The organism is Sulfitobacter profundi, assembly GCF_042661425.1.
Classification (GTDB): domain Bacteria; phylum Pseudomonadota; class Alphaproteobacteria; order Rhodobacterales; family Rhodobacteraceae; genus Sulfitobacter; species Sulfitobacter profundi.
Window position 1 is genome coordinate 1518775 of the sequence record NZ_JBHSWA010000001.1, and the last position, 22534, is coordinate 1541308.

Genomic DNA, 22534 nt, shown 5'->3' on the forward strand with positions numbered 1-22534 from the left:
TTCCTGTGGATTAATGATTTATACCGCCGCTTATCAACAGGTGAATAAACTTCACGGCCACCTGTGGATAAACCCGCCCCGATCGCGAATATTGAACTTTCTCAGGAACTTGCCAGCGTATTTTCCGGGGGACAAAATGTATCAAAGCGGGGATAACCGGTGAAGTGCCGTGGTTATACGCACAAGCGGCTTATCCCTATCCATCGGGGTGGGAATCGGCGACAAAAACCGCGACTCGGGGCGAGATCTGCGGGCTTGTGCTGTCAACTTTTATCTCGCAGAACAAATCCTCAAGATTTGCGCCAGATCATCACAGGGTTATCCACATGCCGCAGAAAATCGTCCTCGCCTCCGGCTCGGAGATCCGCGCGAAACTCTTGGCGCAGGCCGCGATCCCGCATGAGGTTATCCCGGCGCGGATCGACGAAGAGATGATCACCGCTGCCCTGCGCGCAGAGGCGGCGAAACCGCGCGACATTGCCGATACATTGGCCGAGATGAAGGCCCGCAAGGTGAGCGAAAAACACCCCGGCGCGCTGGTATTGGGCTGCGATCAGGTCTTGGAGCATCGCGGAGAGATGTTGCACAAGCCGCGTGATCGGGATGAGGCCATCGCGCAGCTTTACCAGTTGCGCGGGGATCGGCATTCGCTGCTCTCTGCCGCCGTGCTCTACGAAGATGGTGAACCGCTGTGGCGGCATGTCGGCCAAGTGCGGCTGCGGATGCGTGACGCCAGTGACGCCTATATTAAGGACTACGTCGAACGGAACTGGGACAGCATCCGCTACGCGGTGGGCTGCTATAAGCTGGAAGAAGAAGGTGTGCGGCTGTTCAGCCAGATTGAGGGGGATTACTTTCACGTCCTCGGTATGCCATTTCTTGAACTGCTGAATTACCTGACGCTGCGCGGAGACCTCACGACATGAGCCTGTCCAAAATCCCCCTTGCCGGTGTGATCGGATCGCCCATCGCACATTCCAAATCCCCGCAACTGCACCGCCATTGGCTAGAGACCTACGGCATCGCGGGTCATTATGTACCGCTTGATGTGGCGCCCGATGATCTGGAGCAGGTTTTGCGGACACTGCCCAAGATGGGTTTCGTCGGGGTAAACCTGACGATCCCCCATAAGGAGGCGGTGATGAAGATCGCGGATCTCATCACCGACCGCGCCACATTGATTGGTGCTGCCAATACGCTGATTTTTCGTCCCGATGGCAAAATTCATGCGGATAATACGGATGGCTATGGGTTCATCGAAAACCTCAAAGCCGGTGCGCCCGATTGGGATCCAAAATCCGGACCAGCGGCGATCTTGGGTGCAGGCGGCGCGGCGCGCGCTGTGGTCTCGTCGCTTTTGGACGCTGGGGTGCCTGAGATCTGCCTGTCGAACCGCACCAGCGTGCGGGCAGAGCAGTTGCAGCGCGATTTTGGCAGCATGGTCAAAGTCGTCGATTGGATGCAGGCAGGCAATATGATTGATCATGCCGCCTTGGTGGTGAACACCACATCGCTTGGTATGATTGGCAAGGGTGCTTTGCGTGTGCCGCTTGATGGGCTGCGCCCCGGCACCGTGGTGACGGACCTCGTTTATGCGCCGCTGCGGACACATCTGCTGGAAACGGCCGAGGAAATGGGCTGTGTCACGGTCGACGGCCTTGGCATGTTATTGCATCAGGCGGTGCCCGCGTTTGAGCGTTGGTTCGGCCAGCGGCCAGAGGTTGACCGCGCCACGCGCACGGCGGTGCTGCGCTGATGTTTCACCTCGGGCTGACCGGGTCGATTGGCATGGGCAAATCGACCACGGCAAAGATGTTTGCCGAGGAGGGCTGCGCCGTTTGGGATGCCGATGCAGCGGTGCACCGGCTTTATGCAAAGGGGGCGCGGCGGTCGCGCCCATGCAGGCGGCGTTTCCGACGGCGATAGAGGCTGGCGCGGTTTCTCGCGCCGCATTGAAAGAGATCATCGCCGCTGATCCCACCGCCCTGCCCCGGATCGAGTCAATCGTACATCCATTGGTGGCCCAAGACCGGGCGACATTTCTGGCCGAAGCCTATAGCGACATTGCCGTGCTCGACATTCCGTTGCTGTTTGAAACCGGCGGCGACGCTGCGATGGACGCGGTGGTCTGCGTCACTATCCCCGACGCCGTCCAACGCGACCGCGTGCTTGCCCGTGGCACCATGACCGAAGCGCAATTCGATGCCATCCGCGCCAAGCAGATGCCCGCCAAAGAGAAGTGCGCCCGTTCAGACTATGTGATAGTGACCGACACGCCCGACCATGCCCGCGCGCAGGTGCGGGATGTGATCCGCGACATTAGGGAAAAGCTACGTCATGCGTGAAATCGTGCTCGATACCGAAACCACCGGCTTTGACCCCGAAAGCGGCGACCGTATCGTCGAAATCGGTGCGGTCGAGCTGATGAACCATATGGCCACGGGCGAGACCTACCACCAATATATCAACCCCGAACGCTCCATGCCCGAAGAGGCGTTTCAGGTGCACGGATTGGGTGATGATTTCCTGCGCGACAAGCCCAAGTTTGCGCAGATCGGCAAGTCATTCCTCGACTTTATTGGCACGTCCAAGCTGATCATTCACAACGCCGCCTTCGACATCAAATTCCTGAATGCCGAACTGCGCTGGATGGGTCTGCCGCAAATCCCATGGGAGCAGGCACTTGATACGCTGGAGATCGCCCGCAAACGCTTCCCCGGCTCGCCCGCGTCGCTTGATGCGCTGTGCCGTCGCTTCGGGATCGACAATACCTCTCGGACACTGCACGGCGCCCTGCTCGACAGTGAGATTCTGGCCGAAGTCTATCTGGAATTGATCGGGGGCGGCAGCCCGACTTTGCGCTGTCATCGGCGCCCGAACGGAAATCCGGTGAGCCTGACACGCGCTGGACCCCGAAACCGCGGCCCAATCCCCTGCCCTCGCGTCTGACAGAGGCCGAAGCCGCCGCCCATGCCGAATTTGTCGGCAAGCTGGGCGACGACGCGCTGTGGAAACAGCTTGGCTGACGCTTAGGCGTCGGCTTTTGGCGGGGTCTCGGCCTGACGGCGGGCAACTTCGTTGCGGTAGAGCGACAGGAAGTCGATGTTCTCGAGGTTCAGCGGCGGGAAGCCACCATCGCGGGTCACGTCGCTGACGATGCGGCGCAGGAAGGGGAAGATCATCCGCGGGCATTCGATCAGCAGATAGGGGTGCATCTGCTCTTCAGGCACGCTTTCGACTTGGAAAATACCGACATAGTCGATTTCCAGCACGAAAAGCGTCGCGTCGCCGTCTTTCGCTTTCGAGGTGATGTTCAGCTTGATCGCGGTCTCATACTGGTTTTCCCCACCACGCTTTTTCGCGTCGAGGTTGACCTGAACCTGCACATCGGGCTGCACATCTGCAGGGGCGCCCTTTTGCGCCATGATGTTCTCAAACGACATGTCGCGGATGAACTGGCCCAGCACGCGCATCTGCGGCTGTTTCGGTTGCGCTGTTTCGTTTTCTGCCATTTTCTGTGTCCTGTTGTGGTGAATTTCTTAAATCTATCCGGACTTAGCAGGTCGGCACGGGCCGCTCAATCCTTAGTCCAGCCCGAGGGGCCCTTGGTCTGGCGCGGCTGTTCGGAGATCTCATGGAAATCGCCATCGATCACGTCACCGCGACCGCGCGGGTTGCGTCTGCCCTGCGGGCCGGGGCGCGGGCCCATGCCGCCCGGGGTGCCAAAGCTCTGGACCTTCACCCGGTCGCGGATCGCGCTGTAGGCCGCTTGCCGGAAGCGCGGGATCAGGAAAGCAAAGCCGACAGCATCGGTGAAAAAACCCGGCGTCAGCAGCAGCGCGCCGGAAAACAGGATCATCGCGCCATGCACCAAAGGCTCTGTCGGGTCGCGCAGGTCATTGAAGGAACTGCGCAATTGACCAAGCGCCAGCGCCCCTTGAGAGCGCACCAACCATGTGCCCAGAACGGCGGTCAGCACCACCACGGTCAGCGTCCAGCCAAGGCCGATGGCGCCACCGACTTGGATGAAAAGCGTGATCTCGATCAGAGGCACGGCGATAAATGCGATCAATAGCCACATGTGGCGGGGTCCTTTCGCTGGGGGCAGAGTGGACTTGCCCCGGTCGAACACCTACATAAGAGCTTAACTCGCATGTTTCCATGCCACCCCTGAATGAGGTTTCGATGAATTCTCCCCTGATACAGCTTCTGGTGCTTGCCGGTATCGCCGTATTCCTGATCCTGCGGCTGAAAAACGTGCTTGGCACCCGCGAGGGTTTTGAAAAGCCCCCGGTAACCGATCAAACGCCAAGCGCCCGCAGCGGCCCCGCGTTTGAGGTGATCGAAGGCGGTCCCGATCTCGATATCACCGACCACGTTCCCGAAGACAGCCCCTCGGGCAAGGCACTGGCCGAGATGAAACGGGTTGAGCCCTCGTTCGGCGTCAGCGATTTTCTGCAAGGCGCGCGCGGTGCCTATGAGATGATCGTCATGGGCTACGAGCGTGGCGATCTGGCAGAAATCCAGCCGTTTCTGGCCGATGATGTCTATGAAAGCTTTGTTGACGGTGTCGCGGCGCGCGAGGATCAAGGTCTGACGATCGACGCCAACTTTATCGGCGTGCGTGAGATGGAATTGGTCGACGCCACGATGGACGAGACCACCAAAGAAGCCGAACTCACCATTCGCTTCGTGGGAGAGCTGACCTCTGAAGTACGCAACCGCGAAGGCGAGGTTGTCGAGGGCAGCAGCAACGAAATCAAACGCCAAAAAGATACATGGGTCTTCGCCCGTGTCATGGGCTCGGATGATCCGAATTGGCTGTTGGTTTCCACAGACGGGTAGCGCGTGCGCTTGGCGCACTTGCGCTGTTGGGCGGTGTGTCGATGAACACGCCGTCCGCAGCAGAGGTGCATTATACGGTGATGGATTTCGACCAGCTTGACGGCTGGGCCGAAGATGACCACGCCGCCGCCTTTGAGGTGTTCACCAGCACTTGCGGCGACATGAAAGATGTCGATTGGCGCGCGCTGTGCAAGCTGGCCAAAGATGGCCCCGACCCCCGGCAGTTTTTCGAATTGTTTTTCCGGCCCGTGTTGATGGAAGACGGAAAAGATGGGCTGTTCACAGGGTATTTCGAGCCTGAGTTGGACGGTGATCTCTACCCCTCTGCGCGGTTTCAGTACCCCATCTACGCCATGCCCCCCGAGGCCGAAGAGAACCGCCCCTGGCTTACCAGACGTGAGATCCTAGATGGCGACGTGATGCGGGACCGCGGATTGGAAATCGCTTGGGTCGATGACCCGGTTGAGCTTTTCTTTTGCAAATTCAAGGCTCTGGACGTATCCGCCTGCCCGATGGCAGCTACCTGCGCGTGGGCTACCGCGGGGCGAATGGCCATGATTACCGCTCTGTCGGGGTCGAACTGGTGCGGCGCGGGGTCTATGAGGCGCATCAGGTCAGCGCCGATGTCATCAAGAATTGGGTACGCCGGAACCCCGAAGATGGCCGCGAATTGCTCTACCACAATCCATCCTATGTTTTCTTTCGAGAGGTCAGCCGGGTGCCTGCCGACAAGGGGCCGCTTGGGGCGATGAACCGTTCCATCACCACGCTGCGCAGCATCGCGGTGGACCCGTCGCATGTGCCGCTTGGCGCGCCGGTTTGGATCGAAAAAGACGGCAAGAAACCCATGCGGCGCTTGATGGTCGCGCAGGATACAGGCTCGGCCATCAAGGGCACGCAGCGTGCGGATGTGTTCTTTGGCACCGGCGACAAAGCGGGCCGCGAGGCAGGCCGCCTGCGCGACGCGGGGCGGATGATGGTTTTGATGCCGATCCAACGCGCCTATGCTTTCCTGCCGGAGAGCGCGATATGAAACGCCGCCGCCTGAACGAAGACGATCTTGCGCTTTGGCGCAGGGTCACGGAGCGGACAGAGAAGCTGGAGCTGAACAAGCTTTTCACGCAAGAGATCGACGCGCCCGCCCCTGCCCCGCCGCAGGTCCGTCGGGCCAAAATCGCGCTCCAAGGCAACAAGCCTCAGCCGACCATGAAGAAACGCAGCAATGACTTGCGCCCGACATTGTCAGAACAGATGAAAGCCGCCCCGGTTCAGATGGATCACAAAGCCTTCGGCAAGCTGAAACGCGGCAAACTGCGCCCCGAAGGCCGGATTGATCTTCATGGCATGACGCTTGACCGCGCGCATCCGGCGCTGAACGGCTTCATCATGGATGCCCATGCGCGGGGCAAGCGGTTGGTGCTGGTCATCACCGGCAAGGGCAAGCGCCGCGACGATGGTGGCCCGATCCCTGTGCGCGATGGTGTTTTGCGCCATCAGGTGCCGCAATGGCTGTCGATGCCGCCGCTCAACGGCCTTGTGCTTCAGATTGCGCAGGCCCATGTCAGCCACGGCGGCGGCGGGGCCTATTACGTCTATCTCCGGCGCAACCGTTAGCCGCGCAGCAGCGGCCTGTAGCGTCTTATCGCCCATGCGGCCAACCCAGCCGCCAGCAGATAGTAAACCGCGATCGGCAACATTTGCTGCGGGAAATCGACGCCCAAGTCGATGAAAAGACCCGTCACCCCCGGCCCGATGGCCGAGCCAAAGACCATCAGCGCCGCGGCGACTGCTTTAATCGACCCCACATGGCGGGTGCCGAAATACTCGGCCCAAAAGGCCGCCGGGGCGGTGGATTGCATGCCCTGCCCCATGCCGAAAATCACCAAACCGATCCCCGCCATCCACAGCGTGTCGGCATAGGCCAGCACCGCGAATGACAGGGCAAAGGGCAGCATCATCACCGGCACCACGCGGCTGACGCCAAAGCGGTCAATCGCCCAACCCGAAAGGAAGGTCGAGGCTACCGCCGAGAGCGTGTAGACCGGCATGAGCGCCACGAATTCGACCAAGGCCCAGCCTTTCACTTCGGTCAGGTGAACCTGCTGGAAAAACAGCGCGGTGCCCCATGCGGCGGGGCCGATGGCGAGGGGGATGATCATCCAAAACAGGCCCGAACGGAACATCTCTGCCCGCGTCCAATGCCGCCCCTCCATGCCCGCGCGCTGCGCCTGATCCGCCATGCTCTGCGGGGTGCGCTCTTGACGCAGCAGCATCAGGATCACCGGGATGGTCAGCAGCACCAGCCCGGCGGCCAGCACCCAAAGGCTGCGCCAATGAAAGCTGGCGAAAAGCGCCACAAAGATTACCGGAAGAAACGCCTGACCGGCCGCAAATCCCATAGAGGATAGCGAAAGCGCTTTGCCGCGCGATGCCTCAAACCAGCGGACCATGGCGACCTGCCCAAGCTGAGACATCATGCCCTGCCCGGTCAGCCGCAAGGCATAGATAACGAAGATCAGCGCGATCCAATTCGGCACCGCCGCCATCGCCAAACAGGCCCCAGCAAGCGCCACCATCACGCCGAAAGCCAGCACCCGCACGCGAAAACGATCCGTCAGCACCCCGGCCCAGACCATGGTGACTGCCGAAAGCGTCGTGCCGATGGTATAGATGCCGCCCCATTGCCCATCACTCAGGCCAAAATCGCCCTTCACCGCCCCGGCAAAGAGCGAGATGAAATAGGTTTGCCCATAGGACGAGGTGAATGTCAGCAGGAAACCGGCCAGCAGAAACAGCCAGTTGCGCCGCAAAAATGAGAGGTATTCCATGCCCCTTTCATCGCCGGGGCATGGAGGAAAGGAAAGCCCTAAAGAACGTAGCGGCTTAGATCGGTGGAGCGGGTCAGTTCGCCCAAGTTCTTTTCGACAAAGTCGGCATCAACCGTGATCTCTTGCCCCGACCGGTCGGGCGCATCAAAGGAGACCTCCTCGAACACCCGTTCCATCACCGTATAAAGCCGCCGCGCGCCGATGTTCTCGACCGAGGTGTTCACATCCGCCGCGATCTTGGCCAGTGCTGCGATGCCCTCTTCGGTGAAGGTGACGGTCAGATCTTCGGTTCCCATCAGGGCGGTGTATTGCCGCGTCAGCGCATTGTCGGTCTCGGTCAGGATGCGAACGAAATCACCCTCGGTCAGCGCCCGCAGTTCGACGCGGATCGGCAGACGGCCCTGAAGCTCGGGCAACAGGTCCGACGGTTTGGCGATGTGGAAGGCACCAGAAGCGATAAAGAGGATATGATCGGTCTTCACCGTGCCGTATTTCGTCGACACCACGGTGCCTTCGATCAGCGGCAGCAGATCGCGCTGCACCCCTTCACGTGAAACATCACCGCCCCGCGCATCGGAACGGGCGCAGACCTTGTCGATCTCATCCAAAAAGACAATGCCGTTCTGCTCGACCGCTTCGATGGCGGCGCGGTTCACGGCTTCATCGTCCAGCAATTTGTCGGCTTCTTCGCCGACCAGCACCTCATAGCTATCGGCCACGGCCATGCGTTTTTTGGTGGTGCGGCCCCCATGGCTTTGCCAAACATATCGCCAAGGTTCATCATCCCCATGCCCTGTTGGCCGGGAATGTCCATCATTGGGAAGGGGCTGGAGGTATCGGAGACCTCAAGCTCGATCATCGTGTCGTCCAACTCACCACTGCGGAGCTTCTTGCGGAACATCTCGCGGGTGCCGTCGCGGGCGTCGGTGCCAGCGATGGCGTCGATCACGCGCTCTTCGGCGGCCTGCTCGGCCTTGGTTTTCACGTCTTCACGCATGAAATCGCGGGTCATGGCGATGGCGCTGTCCACAAGATCTCGGATGATCTGCTCCACGTCGCGGCCGACATAGCCCACTTCGGTGAATTTCGTCGCTTCGATCTTGATGAACGGCGCGCGGGCCAGCTTTGCCAGACGGCGGCTGATCTCGGTCTTGCCGACGCCGGTGGGGCCGATCATCAGGATGTTCTTGGGATAGACTTCGTCGCGCAGGTCATCGCTTAGCTGCTTGCGGCGCCACCGGTTGCGAAGGGCCACGGCAACGGCGCGTTTGGCGTCATTCTGGCCGATGATATAACGGTCCAGTTCGGATACGATCTCGCGGGGGTCAGGTCGGTCATGCGGTGATTTTCTCCACGGTGAGTTTGCCGTTGGTGTAGACGCAGATGTCGGCGGCGATCGCCATGGCATCACGGGCAATGGTTTCGGCGTCGCGGTCGCTGTCCATCATGCCGCGCGCAGCGGCGAGGGCATAGTTCCCGCCCGACCCGATGGCCGCGACCTCATGTTCGGGCTCCAGCACATCGCCTGCGCCGGTGATGACCAGCAGGTCTTTCCCGTCGGTCACGATCAGCATCGCTTCGAGTTTTTGCAGGTATTTGTCGGTGCGCCAGTCCTTGGCCAATTCGACACTCGCGCGGGCCAATTGCCCCGGTGTCGCTTCGAGCTTGGCCTCCAACCGTTCCAGCAGGGTAAAGGCATCTGCCGTGGACCCCGCAAACCCCGCCACAACGTCATAGCCGCCGGGGCTGAGCTTGCGCACTTTGCGCGCGGTGCCTTTGATCACGGTCTGGCCAAGGCTGACCTGTCCGTCACCGGCAATCACCACTTCGCCGCCTTTTTTGACGCCAATGATCGTGGTCCCGTGCCAACCGGGGAAATCGTCGTTCTGTGCCATGGGGCCTCCTGTCGCTTGGCGCTCTATATGGCCCCCGTGGCAGGGCAGGACAAGGGCAGCGCCGCTTGTGAGCGGTCGGGCGACGGGCTAGCCTTTAGCGATGCAGGATCAAGTCCAAGTTGATATCTACCTTGAACCCCCGCTACGGCAGAGCGCCGAAGCCGGGACGCATAACTTCATCGGAAAACTCGCGCGTGTCCTCGAAAATGCTCAATTTAGGGTCACATATCGAGATATCGGCGCGCCCGCCCGCGCGGCTGATGCGCTTTCATTAAGCCATATGGCCCCTGCCCCAACGTCCCGCGGTTTGGTCTTTCGGCGCTGCTACTACTACCCCTTTTGGCAGATCGAAGCGCGCCCTGAACGGTGGCTTTGGGATGTCGTCGTGGCCGAGTTTGATCCAAGCGGTGTCGATCCAAAGCAGGCGCAACGCTTCTACAGTTTCTGGCAAAAGCGCCTGTTCGGAGATGCGCCGCGACAGTCCAACCGTGATGGGCCGATCTACGTGCCGCTACAGGGCCGCTTGTTGCAGCGGCGGTCTTTTCAATCTTGCAGCCCACTTGAAATGCTGACCCTCACGCTTGCCCATAACACCGGCCCCGTCGTCGCGGCCCTGCACCCGAAAGAGGTCTATAGCCCCGAGGAGCTAACCGCGCTCGAAGCCCTCGCTGCGCGCCATCCAAGATTGACCCTAACGATGGGTGAGATGGTGCGGCATTTGCAAAGCTGTGCATTCGTCGTGACGCAGAATTCAGCAGCCGCGTTCTCTGGCTACTTCTTTCGCAAACCGGCGTTGTTCTTTGGCCAGATCGATTTCCACCATATCGGCGTGCGGGCGGATCTTGCGGATCTCAGCCACAGCTTTGCCGCCGTGGGGCAGACAGCCCCGGATTTCGCCGCCTATATCTGGTGGTTCTGGCAAGAGCATTGCATCAACGCAGGCCGCGCCGAGGCCGAAGAAAAGATCGTTGCCCGGTTCAAACGCTTTGGCTGGCCCCTTTGACTGGCTCCCGTGACCGCAAATGAAAAGGGCGCCCCGAAGGACGCCCGTTTTCGTAAGTCAAATCTGGTAAGGTATTGACCTTAGATGGATTCTTCGATCCAGCTTTGCAGGGCCGCCTTGGGGCGTGCGCCAGCAAGGTTGGACACGACCTGCCCGTCTTTAAAGATGAACAGCGCCGGAATACCACGCACGCCGACCTGAGCGGGCGAGTTCGGGTTTTCGTCGACGTTGACTTTGACGATCTTCACGCGACCGTTCATCTCATCCGACAGCTCTTCCAGCGAAGGGCCGATCTGTTTGCACGGGCCGCACCATTCGGCCCAGAAATCGACCAGAACCGGAATGTCCGAATTTTTGACTTCGGCGTCGAAAGTGTCGTCGGTGACTGCGACGGTTGCCATGATGCTCTCCTGACAGGAATGGGTTGAGGCCTGAACCTATGAACGCGGGGCGGTGGCGTCAAGATATGGCAGGGCACGCAGCGCATTTGTCACGATATCGTTGGGTAACACCATAAGAGCGGGGCGGGCGGTCCACAGAATGGCGGTCTCGATCCGCCGATCGGGGTAGATCTGGCGCAGCATATGGGCATAGGCGCCCATCTGGCGCAACAGCCCGTCGGGGCAGGCGTCGGCGGTCCCGGGGACCACGCGGTTGGTCTTGAAATCGACGGCAAGGATATGGTCCTCGGCGATCACCAAGCGGTCGACCGTGCCGTGTAGACGCTGATGGCCCAAGCTGCCGGTCACGGGGACTTCGGCAAGGGTCGTCTCGGTGAATAGCGGGGCGAGGGCAGGGGTGCGCAGAACCGCGTCGGCCTCACTTTCGGCGCGGGCAATCATTTCAGGTGGATGCCTTCGGGCCAAGCGGTCCAGAAATACCTGCCGTGCGTCCGGCCCCATGAGGGGCAGATTCTCCAGCAATTCATGGACCAAAGTGCCGTAGCTCAGCGCGGTATCCATATCAAAGCCGGCCTCACCCGCCAGCGCCTTGGCACCGCCAAGATCGGAGGGCGAGAGGGTCTTGTCCCCCCCCGGGGGGACGGGGCGGAACGGGTGAAAATAGGGTCTAACACGGGCGTTGTGACAATTTTCTCTGGCGTCTCTACGACGTCGAGCGCATCCCAATCGCCCTGTTGATAGCGCAGCGTGCCATCATCGCCCAAGGGCTCGGCCCGCAACCGGGCCAAAGCGGCAGCGGTGATCTGATACCAAGAGGATTCATCTTTCGACAATTCCCCTGCCGCCGCCACGATCAGCCATTTTTCGGCCCGCGTCATGGCCACATAGAAAAGCCGAAGCCGCTCTTGCAATGCGGCCTCTTTCATCTCGTCCAACCGCGCGCGCATGGGCTGGGGCATGTCATCTGCCGGGGCTTTCCAGACGGGCGTGCCGTCGACGGTGATGATCTCATCCTTGATCGTCACATCGCGCCGCCCGGTGTCGGGCAGGATCACGATCGGCGCTTCCAGACCCTTTGCCCCATGCACCGTCATCACGCGGATCTGGTTCGAAGCACTGTCGATCTGGCGTTTAATCTCCAGATCATCGGTCTGCATCCATTGCAGAAATCCGGTCAGGCTGGGCACCGTGCCGCGCTCGTAAGAGAGCGCTTGGCTCAGCATCGCATTGATCCCATCCTCGGCCTCTGGCCCCAACCGCGCCAGCAGTTTGCGGCGGCCATCGTGGCGGGTGAGGATGCGTTCGATCAGGTCGTAGGGGCGCAGGTAATCGACCTGCCCGCGCAGGTCGCGCAGCACAGCGAGGGTGGCGGCGTGGGTCTCGGTCTGGCCGCGCAGGGCTTGCCAGAGGTGATCCTCTTTGCGGTAATGGGCGAGGGTGAAAAGGTCTTGTTCAGACCAGCCGAAAAGTGGTGATTTCAACGCGGTGGCGAGCGAGAGATCATCGTCAGGTGTCGCCAAGAACGACAGGATCGCCGCCAGATCGCGCACCGCCAGTTCGGCCCCGACCTTGAGCCGGTCCGCCCCGGCGATGGGCAGTTCCGCCGCTTTGCAAGCGCGGATGATCTCCGAAAACAGGGCCGAGCGGCGCTGCACGAGGATTAGGAAATCCCCCGGTTGGATGCGCCGCCGTGCCAAGTCGCCCTTGCTGTCGTCGGGCAGGTAATGCGCCTCGGTGGTTAGCTCTTTGATCCGCCGCGCGATGCGTTCGGCCAGTTGCACGGTGTGATGCCGCGCGCTACGGCGGTCAACGGGGTCGGTCCAGTCGCCTTCTTCATCGGGGCCTGCTTTCTCAATAAAGGGCCAAAGATCGACACGGCCGGGCAGGCGGTCCTTAAAGGCCATATGCCCGTCATTTGTGAACCCGGTTTGGATGTCCGGATCGAAAACCCCATCGACTGCCTGCAAAATCGCCGAAGAGGAGCGGAAGGAATAGGCGAGGCTGCGGCGCTGAAAGAACTGCCCCGCTTCGCCGATTTTCTGCTCGAATGTCGTGCCTTTGCGGTCCAGTTCTTCGGGGTCGGCCCCTTGGAAAGAGTAGATCGACTGCTTCTTGTCACCCACGACGAAAAGCGTCCGATCCACCTCGTTACGTGCGCCAGCGCCTGAGTAAAATTCATCTGTCAGCCGTTCGATCACATCCCATTGGCGCGGCGAGGTGTCCTGCGCTTCGTCAACAAGGATATGGTCAATGCCACCGTCGATGCGAAACAGCACCCAAGCCGCCACCGCCTTGTCGGTCAACAAAGCGCGGGCTTTGAGGATCAGATCGTCAAAGTCGAGCCAGCCGCGTTTTTGTTTCTCATCGGCATAACGCTCAAGGAAACGGGCCGCGAACCGGTGCAGCACATAGGACTTGCGCGCCGCCTTTAAGGCCAGCCGCGCTTCGCGGGCGTCTTCGACGCGCTGCATCAACTGCTCAAGCTGCGGCATCTGTTCGGCGATGACCTTTTGTGTCGGCTTGGTCGGAAAACTGCCGATCTTCGCGGTAAATGGCGCCTTGGCGCCGCTGCCGGTCAAAAGGGTATTTTCAAGCTGGGGCAGGGCAGAAAGATCGTAGCGGTCAATCTCTTGCAGCGCCGCGCCAGCCTTGCCGTCATTGCCGCCCTTGGCCAGCAGATGCGGGATGATCTCGGCCATCATCGCCGCTTCGCTGCCAAGAAAGACCGATGCCGCGATTTTCTCTTCGGTCAGGTCTTCGGGCTGGGCGAAAAGCGTTAAGATCTCGGCCCATGACCGGGGGTCGGTGAAAGCATCGCGCTGGCCCACGATGCTACGGGTAAGGCTGGCGAAATCTTCGCCGGTGTAATGCCGCGCAATGTCGGCCACCAGCGGGGCGTCTTCGCTCTCGGCCATCTCATCGACGATCTCGGCCCGCAGCAGATCGGCGGCGCGGTCTTCGATCTCGGTGAATTGCGGGCTGACCTGCGCCTCCAACGGGAAGCGGCGCAGAAGGGCCGCGCAGAAAGAGTGGATGGTTTGGATCTTCAGCCCGCCCGGTGTCTCAATCGCGCGGGCGAAAAGGGTGCGGGCGTTGCGCAGTTGCTCGGGCGTCAACTCTCCCTGCACGCCGAGATCGGCCAAAGCGCTGCGCAGCGTCTCATCTTTCAGCATCGCCCATTCGCCCAAACGTTTGAACAGACGGTTTTGCATCTCTGACGCGGCGGCCTTGGTATAGGTCAGGCAAAGGATGTGCTGCGGCTCCACATCGTCCAGCAACAACCGCGCCACGCGGTCGGTCAGCACGCGGGTCTTGCCAGAGCCTGCGTTGGCGGTGAGCCAAGTGGAGGCATCGGGCCGCGCCGCTTCGATCTGGGCGCGGGTGGCATCGTCAAAATCGCGCATCATTCCAAATCCTCTGGACGGGCAGAGCTGGTGCCGTCCCATTCGCCGAAACGGGCCAGTTGGTCATAATTTCCCGCAAAGGCATCGCTTTGCACCATGCGGCGCGCGGTGAAACCCTGCCCCTCATCAAGGTAGCGTGAGAGCAGCGCGTGCAGCCCGGCGAGCACCTCTTGAGGGTTCTCTTCTTCCAGCGGGGCAGGGACTTCGACGGGTTTCGACCCGAGCCCGATAAAGGCGGCATGGGCCACATGGGCCACGCCCACCTCGGGGAAACCGCCACGCTCGACCATCGCCGCTTCGATCAGCAGTTGTTTGTCGAACAGCCGCTGTTCCTTTTTGCCCGGCGGCGTCCCGGTCTTGTAGTCGTAGATCAGCACATCACCATCATCGGTCTGGTCGATCCGGTCCGCAAAGCCGCTGAGGGTAAAGCCGAGGTCGGCGAAGGTGTAGCTGCCGCGCGCGCCCTGCTCAAAAGCGACGGGGCTGGAAAATCCAGCGCGTTGGCTTTCACGGGCGATGAACCAATCCGCGATCCGGTCGATCCGCGCCAGCCACATAGCGCGAGCGGCGGGCCATGGGGCTTCCTCCTCCAGCACTTCGGCGGCCACTTGCATCAGCGTGTCACGGGTCAGCCGCGCGGGGTCGCGGGCCACCAGCTTCACGAAATCCTCCATGATGCGGTGCAAAACGATGCCCCGCACCGGCGCGTCGGGAGATTGCACCAGCGGGTTGATCGGACGCAATTTCAGGCTGTGCTTGGCGTAGACGGCATAGGGATCACGGATCAGCGTCTTGATCTCGGTCACCGACAGTTTGCGCGGCCGCGCGGCACGGGGCGGGCGCGGCGAGGGGCGCGGCGCGGGGGCCGTACGCTCCACCGCCTCAAGGCCGCGCACCTGATCCAGCCAATAGCCGCCGCGTTGTTGCATCGCCTTCCACGCCTCCGGCCCGCCGGTATCGCCCAAGCCGCCCAGCAGGTTGCCCAACCGGTTCAGCCAGCGCGAGGGCACCATCTCTGCCTCATCCGACCGGATCGCGCGGGTGATCCAAACCTCGGGGCTGGCGATGGCCTGTTGGTAGTCATGCGCCGACAGGCCGATGCGCCGTTCGGGCAACAGCAGCCCGGCCTTTTCGCGCATCTGACGGTTGAGCCAAGGATCGGGCGGCGGCGCTTCGGGCCAAGTGCCTTCGTTCAGACCGCCGAGGATGACCAACTCGGCCCCCTGCACCCGCGCCTCCATCGTGCCCCAGATCATGATGTCGGGATGCGGGGTATCGGCCTCGCGCACTTCTTCTTGGGACAAAAGTGCGCCAAGCAGGTCGGCATAATCGGCGGCATTCATCGCGCCGCCATGGGCGGCGTGCTCCGTCAGGTTGGCCATCACCGCCGCAGCCGCGATGCCCGCACCCTGCTGCCAGAGCAGGTGATCGGGGTCGGCGGGTTGCCCGGCGGCGATCCTTTCGGCCAGCGCCAAATGCGCGGCGACGCAATCGGGCAGGGGCCGCTCTCCGGGGGTGTCGTGGCCGGGGAAAACCTCGCCCAGCCAAGCGACCCAATCCCGGAAACCGCTGGGGTCTTCCATCCGCTTCGCGGCCCGCTCTGCAATCTCGGTCAAGTTCTCTGCATCGGGATAGGGCAACCCGTGACGGCGGATCTCGGCCTCCAACCGCTGGGTATAGAGCTGGTGAAAGTTCCGCCCCGCGCCGCTGTGTGTCAGCGGGTGTTTCAGCAGGGTCAGCAGTGCCTCGGCATCCAGTTTCCGGACGAACAGCGCCGCCACATGGCGCAAGAACCGCCCCGGCGGAGAGAGTTGCAGCGGCATCCCGGCGCTGTCGTCGGGCAGGATGTTCCAGCGATCAAGCGCAGCCGTGACCTGCCGGGTAAGCATCCGGTCGGGCGTGATCAACGCGGCTTTCACCCCGTCTTCGGCAGCTTGGCGCAGACGCAGCGCGATGGCCAATGCCTCGACCCGCGGCGTGGGCGCTTCGATCAGAGTGATGTTGGCGGTGGCACCTTGCAGGTCTTCCAGTTTTGGCCCTTCGTTCAGCCAAGCATGGGTGACCGGCGCGGGCCGGAGCGAGAGCGACAGCAGCTTGTTGCGGGCCATCGAAACCGGGGGCATCTCGCACCAGGGCGCGACCGCGCCGCGCACAACGCCGAGCATGTTCATCAGCTTGCGAAACCGGTATTGCGGATGATCCTCGGCCAAAAGCGCCTGATCCAATTCATTCCAAACGGCGGTCGGCATCTCGAAATCGAAACCCGGCAGGATGATCGCCCCTTGCGGCAGGCGGGCCACGGCCTCCATCAGCAGCGCGGTGGTCCCGCGCGACCCGGTAGAGCCGGCAAGGATCACCGGGTGCTGCGGTGGATTGTCCTGCCAGCGGGCGATGATCCGGGCGACGAGTTGACGCCGCCGCGCTTCGGCATCCGGGCGGGTGGTGGTCTGACCTAGATAGTCATGGGCGATGGCTAGGAACCGCTGCGCGCGCTCCCAATGGGCCGAGAGATGGCCAACGTCCAGCCCCGCCACCGTCTCGGGCGAGACCCCTTCGCCCTGCATTTCGTCGATCAGGCCCGCAAGACTGTCCGACAGCGCATAAAGCGACGCGCGCGGCGCGAGATCCGGCGCGGCATCCAGCAGGCGCGACACCAGTTGAATGAGTTCCAGCCGCCGTTGCAGCGGTGGCGTTGGGGCAGGCAGCGCAATGCCGGGGCCCAAGGCATCAAGGTCCGTAATCAGCCGAATGCGGGGCAGAAACCCCGCCGGTCCTGCGTCGAAATCATGGCGCAACCGGCGTGCCATTCGGTTGGTGTTGACCAGCAGTTCAACGCGGGCCATCGCCTCGGGCGGGCCATTCTCCAACCGGTCACAAAGCCCGCGCACCAACCCGCGTGGAAAGTCGACACCGGGGGCGAGGCCAAAGACTCGGGGGCTGTCTTGCGGTTCAAACATCGGCGCCCGCCAAAAGGCTTTCGGCAAGGGGAATGCCGCCGGGATGGCCCACATCGCACCAACGCCCAGTATAGGGCAGGCCAAACAACGTCTCGCGCTGAAGCATCATATCCCACAACAGGTTGAGCGAGAATTTCTCGGCTTCGATATCGGCCAGCAGGTCGGTTTTGATGATCTGTATCCCGCCATAGACCTGCCCCGGCCCGCGTTGCAGGCGGCCATCCGGGGCGCGGGTAAAGTCGCCCGTGCCGCCATGGCCAAGGGTGTTTTCCAGCGGCACGGTCATCAATAGCGCTTCCATCCGCGCCGGATCCCACGCTGCTTGCAGCATCGCGAGCGGGTTCGGCCCGGCCCAAAGTGCGTCACTGTTCATGGTGAAAACCGGCCCCGCGCCCAGCAACGGCAGGGCATTGCGCAGCCCGCCGCCGGTGTCGAGGATCTCAGGCGTCTCGATCACGGTCTTAACATCCTGCGCCCGCAGATGGGCATCAAGCTGGTCGGGCAGATAGTGCAGGTTCGCCACGATCCGGGCGGGGGATATCCCGCGGGCGAGGTCCAGCGCATGGTCGATCAAGGGGCGACCTGCGACCGGCACCATGGGTTTGGGCTGGGTCTGGGTGAGATGTTTCATACGCGTGCCGAACCCGGCCGCGAACATCATGATGGCGTCGGGATAGTCGCGCATTGGCTTTTCAGATGCTCCAAGAAATCGGGGGTCGGAAGGGGCAGCACGCCCGCGATAGAATCCGCCACCGCGGCAAGCGCGGGATGACGCAGGTTATGTTGCAGATGCTGCCACACACGGGGGATCAGATCGACGTAATGCGGTTTGCCATCGCGCAGGCAAAGGCGCGCAAAGATGCCCAGAATGCGCAGGTTGCGCTGGGCACCAAGCAGCGCATAGGCGCGGCGGAAGGGGGCGGCTTCTTGTCCGGTCTGGGCAATGTAATAGTCGATGATCTGTCCCTCCACCGCGCGGGGGACATCGCGGCGGGCGTCTTGCAGGATTGAGACCAGATCATAGGCCGGGTGGCCCAGCAGCGCGTCCTGAAAATCCAGCAAGCCGACGCGCGCGGCACCTTCGCGCTCCGGCAGCCAGAGCAGATTTTCGGCGTGATAGTCGCGCAGGATCACGGCCTTGGGCGCGTCATCCAGCGCAGCGGCGAGGGGGCGGAAAGCCTGCGCGAAAGCGGCGCTTGCCACTTGCCCACCCTCGGGTGCGTAAAAGTCGAATGCGGGGGCTGCCATATCGGTCAGCCAATCGGCATCGCAAAGCGGCAGTTCCGGCAAAGGGGCGCTGTGAAGTTTGACCAATACGTCTGCGGCGGCGCGGTACAGCGGAAGTTCCCGAGCGGGATCAGCCGCCATCAGCCGGGCGAAAAGATCATCGCCAAGGTCTTCGATCAGCAGCAGCCCGTGGTCGCTGTCCTTGTGGTAAATCTGTGGCGCGCTGAGGCCGCAGGCCGTCAGATGCGCCGCGACATCAAGGAAGGGGCGCACGTCTTCGCCGCGTTCGGGTGGGGCATCCATCAAGATGGCCCTATCCCCATTCGCTTTGCGCAGCCGGTCATACCGCCGGTTGGAGGCGTCGCCCGCCAGTAGCTTTCGGGTGCCCCGGCCCAGCCGGACGTTTGCAAAAAACCTTCGATCAATGCGGCGCGTTCGGTCATGTGCGCCAAACTGTCAACTTGGCGGCCCAACCGCTGCCGGACCATTCGGCTGTCAGCGCGCGGCTGTCTTCGTGGGCGCCGGGGGAAAGGCTGACCCGTAGCGCCCCGGCGGGGGCGAGCGGGCCCAGACGATCCGGCCATTCCACCAGACAGATCGCGTCATGAAAAGCGTCGATCAGCCCCAGCTCCTCAATCTCATGGGTGGAGGTCAGACGGTAGAGATCGGCATGCCAGATCGCGCCGCTTGCCCCCTCATATGTTTGTACCAATGTGAAGGTGGGCGAGGGGATGTCCTCGGGGTAGTCGAGCAGTTCGGTGATCAGGGCGCGGGCGAAATGGGTCTTGCCCGCACCGACATCGCCGCTGAGCAATATGACATCGCCGGGTGACAGGCGGCGGGCCAATTGCTGGGCGCGCCGGGCGGTGTCATCGGGGCCGCTGAGCAGGAGGGAAAGGGTATCGTCGAACATGCCCCATGCTTAGCGTGCCGACACGCAGCCGCAAGATTAAAGCGGCGGGGAATGCCCTAGTTGGAGGGTTGTCGCCGGTCGCATGCCGAAGGCATGGCGCTGCGGTCCGGGCGGGCCGTTCCAACCGGGGTCGGGCGAAAGCGCAAAAGCGTCGCGCCGGAAGCGATGGCCGAAATCTCACAAGTGAGGGCCGCGCCGTGGAGCGGAGCGACAGGCATGTTCCAGCCCGCGCGGTCCCCTCTGCCCATGACAAATTCGGCCACGTCGGGCCAAAGCGGATTGGCTGCCGACATCTTTTGCCAGACGCGGATCGCGTCATTGATTGTAATCTCGGCAAAGCTTTTGTCGGGGTCTTGTTTCCATTGGTCGCGATAGGCGGCGTTGCAAAAGGTCAGCACGCCGGAGGCGGAGAAGACGGCGAAGCCATCTTCGAGCTTGTCCAGCAGGCTTTGGCTTTGCTCAAGCTCAGCGCGGAAATTGCGGGTCAGGGTGACTTCGGCGGTGATGTCTTCGATCAAGAATGCCGTGGCCCCGTCGGGGTGGGGCCGGCCACGGATACTGTAGGTTTGACCGTTCTCAAGCGACCATGTCTCTTGATAGCGCCCATCGGTTGCGGCGGCGATCACCTCGGCAATCTCCTGACGCCAATTCTTGTAGTTTTTTGGTTCCGGCATGCGGCGGCTTTCGCGCAGCTGATCGAAAAAGGACACCATCGTCGGTCGGGCGCTAAGAAAGGGGGCGGGCAGGGCGGTCAGGTCAACCAGGGCAGGGTTGAACAGGGCCAACTGCCCGTTGCGGTCAAAGATCGCCAGCCCGATGGACAGATGCGCAAAGGTCTTGGCGAGGGTTTGAACGAAGTTGCGCTGCGCCTCTTCGGCGGCGACCACGGCATTGATGCAGGTGGCGTGGTAGACCTGCACATTGTCCTCTGTCGTGGTGGTCAGGGCGTACCAATCGGGTTTGTCCCCGTCGCCGCAGCGCAGGCATACGCGGTTGGGATGTTCGGGCGAAGGCGTGCTGAACAAAGCGGCGCCGCCGCATTCAGGATCGGCCGGTGCCTTGCGTTTCAGGGCCCCGTAGGCCCGGTTGTGCCAGATGATGCGGCCTGCGGCATTGGTCTGCCATGCGGGGTTGGGGCTGGTTTCGCTGGCCCGGCGCAGCGCGGCGAGTTTTTGGAACGTCTCTTGCGTGATCTCTTCGGCTGCGCGGGTCTGGGGCAGGTGCAGCCAGCATAGCGCGTCCCGCCATGTGATGCGAAGTTCCGAGGGGCTGTCGCCATCTTCTGCCGTGAGGGTCAGTTTGCCGGTGGCCCCGTGCCGGGCCGTGCGGGGGAATTCAGGAAACCGCGACAGCAGCGCTTCGCGGATGTCCTCCCACTGGTGGTGGCCGGGGGCGAGGGCAAAGCGGGTTAGTGCGCTGTCGGAGCCGTGGATCAACTCGCCGTCTTCGAAAAGCAGGCTCATATCGTCGATGCCGGGCGGTGCCGCAGCGGGGCGGCCCGCTGCTGTGCTAAGCCACCAAAGGGCGGCCAGAGCGGTGGCGAAAGCGGCAGCAAGCACGATGATAACGTCTGGCAATGCCATGACGGATAACCCTTTCGGCAAATGCGACGCCCTATCTTGAGAGCCAAAGGTTAACGGCGGGTTAACAAAAGCGCAGTTCCCCCTTTCAAGCCGTCAGGCGCTGGTTCTCGCCCATCACGGCATCATCGGGGCCAAGGTCCAGCAGGCGGCGCGGCCAGACAACTTCGACAACCGCGCCGCTGCCTGCGGGCGGCAACCCGCGCAGCCAACCGCTGTCTGACCCATTGGCAAACCGCAGCCGCGCGCCGGAGCGTTCAAGGAAGGTTTTGGCGATGAAAAGCCCCAGCCCCATGCCCTCATATTCAGGGCGCGCCGTCTCGTTTGCCGTGCCGCTACGGCGGCGCAGGAAGGGGTCGCCGATCCGCCCCAGATGCTGCGGCGGAAAGCCCGGCCCGTTGTCGATGATCCGCACCGAGATATCCTCGGCAGACCATTCGGTTTCGATCCAAACCGTGGTTTCGGCGAAATCCACCGCGTTCTGCACCAGATTGCGCAGCCCGTGAATGATCTCGGGTTTGCGCGGGATCGTCGGGGGCGCGCGTGATCTCGGGCCATCGGGTTGTCAGAGAACATCACCGTCTTGCCCCGCTCCAGATGTGGTTCGGCGGCCTCTTTCACCACGGCGGTGAGTTGCGCGCGTTGCATGTGCAGATCGTCTTTCCCAATGCGTCCCATATCGCGCAGGATATCGCGGCAACGGTCGGCTTGATCGCGGATCAGCGCGGCATCTTCTGCCAGGTCGGGCCGGTCTTCGAGGTCACCCAGCAGTTCGGTGCTGGCTAGTTTGATGGTGGCTAGGGGCGTACCCAATTCATGGGCTGCAGCGGCCACAACACCGCTCAGGTCCGACAATTTCTGCTCCCGTGCCAGCACCATCTGCGTGGCTGAGAGCGCATCGGCCATGGAGTGGACCTCAGTCGTGACGCGCCGCGAATAGGCGCTGGTGAAAACGATGGCGATCAGCAGCGCCGCCCAATGGCCAAAGACAAAAATGCCGGGCTGGCGCAGCACATCGCCCGACTGGGTGACAAGCGGCAGATGCCACAGCGCCAGCACCGAAGCCGCGACAATCGCGGTAGCGCCCAAAACCAGTGTCGAACGCAGGCTGAGTGCGGTGGCCGAGATCGTTACCGGGGCCAGCAGAAGCAGCGCAAAGGGATTGTGCAGCCCCCGGTCAGCCCCAGCAGGGCGGTTAGTTGCAGCAGGTCAAACAGGACCATGGCAAGGTTCTCGCGCTCGGACAGGCGTTTGTTCTGGGGAAAGACAAAGGCCGCGACGAGGTTGCCCACCACCGAGGCACCGATGGTCAGATAACATAGGCCAAAGGCCAGTTGCAGCCCTAGCGCCCATTGCGCCACGGTGACGGCGGTCAACTGTCCGGCGATGGCGAACCAGCGCAGCAGGATCATCGTGCGCAGGCGGATCCAACTGGCGCGGGTGCGCCCGTCGAGGGGCCGAATGTTTGCCTGCGTCATCTT

14 protein-coding genes and 7 pseudogenes are annotated in these 22534 nt (G+C 62.2%); 8 read left to right on the plus strand and 13 right to left on the minus strand.

Going from position 1 to position 22534, the window contains the following annotated elements; translation table 11 throughout:
* Positions 1 to 326 precede the first annotated feature (326 nt).
* The 4 genes and pseudogenes from ACFQAU_RS07950 (at position 327) to dnaQ (ending at position 3026) form a co-directional block, all read left to right on the plus strand.
* Entirely contained in the window at positions 327 to 926 is a 600-nt protein-coding gene (locus tag ACFQAU_RS07950; RefSeq protein ID WP_132443963.1) for a Maf family protein, read from the plus strand.
* Complete coding sequence (locus tag ACFQAU_RS07955; RefSeq protein WP_132443964.1) at positions 923 to 1756, plus strand: shikimate dehydrogenase; 834 nt, start codon at positions 923 to 925, stop codon at positions 1754 to 1756. The genes ACFQAU_RS07950 and ACFQAU_RS07955 overlap by 4 nt, the downstream gene beginning before the upstream one ends.
* Positions 1753 to 2345, plus strand: a pseudogene (gene coaE / locus ACFQAU_RS07960) (dephospho-CoA kinase). The gene ACFQAU_RS07955 and the pseudogene coaE overlap by 4 nt, the downstream one beginning before the upstream one ends.
* Positions 2338 to 3026: pseudogene (dnaQ, locus tag ACFQAU_RS07965) on the plus strand (DNA polymerase III subunit epsilon). Before coaE ends, dnaQ begins: the two co-directional pseudogenes overlap by 8 nt.
* A 3-nt stretch (positions 3027 to 3029) precedes the next feature.
* Here dnaQ and secB read toward each other — a convergent pair.
* Both secB and ACFQAU_RS07975 read right to left on the minus strand, forming a co-directional pair.
* Positions 3030 to 3512 (minus strand): protein-export chaperone SecB, encoded by a 483-nt coding sequence (gene secB / locus ACFQAU_RS07970; protein ID WP_067623694.1) that lies wholly within the window; start codon positions 3510 to 3512, stop codon positions 3030 to 3032.
* Positions 3513 to 3577: 65 nt separating this feature from the next.
* Positions 3578 to 4081 carry an FxsA family protein gene (locus tag ACFQAU_RS07975; protein WP_132443966.1) on the minus strand — a complete coding sequence of 168 codons (504 nt, stop codon included), beginning with the start codon at positions 4079 to 4081 and terminating at the stop codon, positions 3578 to 3580.
* Positions 4082 to 4185: 104 nt separating this feature from the next.
* Here ACFQAU_RS07975 and ACFQAU_RS07980 point away from each other — a divergent pair, with 104 nt between their 5' ends.
* The 3 genes and pseudogenes from ACFQAU_RS07980 to ACFQAU_RS07990 all read left to right on the plus strand — a co-directional run bounded on the left by ACFQAU_RS07980 (position 4186) and on the right by ACFQAU_RS07990 (position 6459).
* Positions 4186 to 4845 carry a Tim44/TimA family putative adaptor protein gene (locus tag ACFQAU_RS07980; protein WP_120349806.1) on the plus strand — a complete coding sequence of 220 codons (660 nt, stop codon included), beginning with the start codon at positions 4186 to 4188 and terminating at the stop codon, positions 4843 to 4845.
* A 41-nt stretch (positions 4846 to 4886) separates the two neighbouring features.
* Positions 4887 to 5878, plus strand: a pseudogene (gene mltA, locus ACFQAU_RS07985) (murein transglycosylase A).
* Positions 5875 to 6459, plus strand: coding sequence for a Smr/MutS family protein (locus ACFQAU_RS07990; RefSeq protein WP_132443968.1), 585 nt, complete (start codon positions 5875 to 5877; stop codon positions 6457 to 6459). Before mltA ends, ACFQAU_RS07990 begins: the two are co-directional and overlap by 4 nt.
* On the opposite strand, the gene ACFQAU_RS07995 is transcribed toward ACFQAU_RS07990, so the two are convergent.
* The 3 genes and pseudogenes from ACFQAU_RS07995 to hslV form a co-directional block, all read right to left on the minus strand.
* Positions 6456 to 7673: an MFS transporter gene (locus ACFQAU_RS07995; protein ID WP_132443969.1), complete on the minus strand. Its 1218-nt coding sequence runs from the start codon at positions 7671 to 7673 to the stop codon at positions 6456 to 6458. The two genes, ACFQAU_RS07990 and ACFQAU_RS07995, sit on opposite strands and share 4 nt — an antisense overlap.
* A 38-nt stretch (positions 7674 to 7711) precedes the next feature.
* Positions 7712 to 9011 (minus strand): annotated as a pseudogene (gene hslU, locus ACFQAU_RS08000) (ATP-dependent protease ATPase subunit HslU).
* A complete protein-coding gene (gene hslV, locus ACFQAU_RS08005; protein ID WP_067623712.1) occupies positions 9008 to 9568 on the minus strand; it encodes an ATP-dependent protease subunit HslV in 561 nt (186 codons plus the stop codon). Before hslV ends, hslU begins: the two are co-directional and overlap by 4 nt.
* 100 nt (positions 9569 to 9668) lie before the next feature.
* On the opposite strand from hslV, the gene ACFQAU_RS08010 reads away from it, so the two are divergent.
* Positions 9669 to 10571, plus strand: coding sequence for a hypothetical protein (locus tag ACFQAU_RS08010; RefSeq protein ID WP_132443970.1), 903 nt, complete (start codon positions 9669 to 9671; stop codon positions 10569 to 10571).
* A gap of 80 nt (positions 10572 to 10651) precedes the next feature.
* Here the strand turns inward: ACFQAU_RS08010 and trxA are convergent, their stop codons facing one another.
* From trxA to regB, 8 genes and pseudogenes are all read right to left on the minus strand, one after another.
* On the minus strand, positions 10652 to 10972 hold the full coding sequence (gene trxA / locus ACFQAU_RS08015; protein ID WP_007118424.1) for a thioredoxin: 321 nt from the start codon (positions 10970 to 10972) through the stop codon (positions 10652 to 10654).
* Positions 10973 to 11008: 36 nt separating this feature from the next.
* Positions 11009 to 14379, minus strand: a pseudogene (gene addA / locus ACFQAU_RS08020) (double-strand break repair helicase AddA).
* Positions 14376 to 17333, minus strand: a complete 2958-nt coding sequence (gene addB / locus ACFQAU_RS08025) for a double-strand break repair protein AddB (protein WP_132443972.1) — start codon at positions 17331 to 17333, stop codon at positions 14376 to 14378. Before addB ends, addA begins: the two are co-directional and overlap by 4 nt.
* Complete coding sequence (locus tag ACFQAU_RS08030) at positions 17326 to 18018, minus strand: nucleotidyltransferase family protein (RefSeq protein ID WP_132443973.1); 693 nt, start codon at positions 18016 to 18018, stop codon at positions 17326 to 17328. The genes addB and ACFQAU_RS08030 overlap by 8 nt, the downstream gene beginning before the upstream one ends.
* Positions 17991 to 19003: pseudogene (locus ACFQAU_RS08035) on the minus strand (aminoglycoside phosphotransferase family protein). Before ACFQAU_RS08035 ends, ACFQAU_RS08030 begins: the two are co-directional and overlap by 28 nt.
* On the minus strand, positions 19000 to 19473 hold the full coding sequence (gene tsaE, locus ACFQAU_RS08040) for a tRNA (adenosine(37)-N6)-threonylcarbamoyltransferase complex ATPase subunit type 1 TsaE (protein WP_132443975.1): 474 nt from the start codon (positions 19471 to 19473) through the stop codon (positions 19000 to 19002). The pseudogene ACFQAU_RS08035 and the gene tsaE overlap by 4 nt, the downstream one beginning before the upstream one ends.
* A 56-nt stretch (positions 19474 to 19529) precedes the next feature.
* Entirely contained in the window at positions 19530 to 21056 is a 1527-nt protein-coding gene (locus ACFQAU_RS08045; protein WP_132443976.1) for a PAS-domain containing protein, read from the minus strand.
* 85 nt (positions 21057 to 21141) lie between these two features.
* Positions 21142 to 22531 (minus strand): annotated as a pseudogene (gene regB / locus ACFQAU_RS08050) (sensor histidine kinase RegB).
* Between the last annotated feature and the right edge of the window lie 3 nt (positions 22532 to 22534).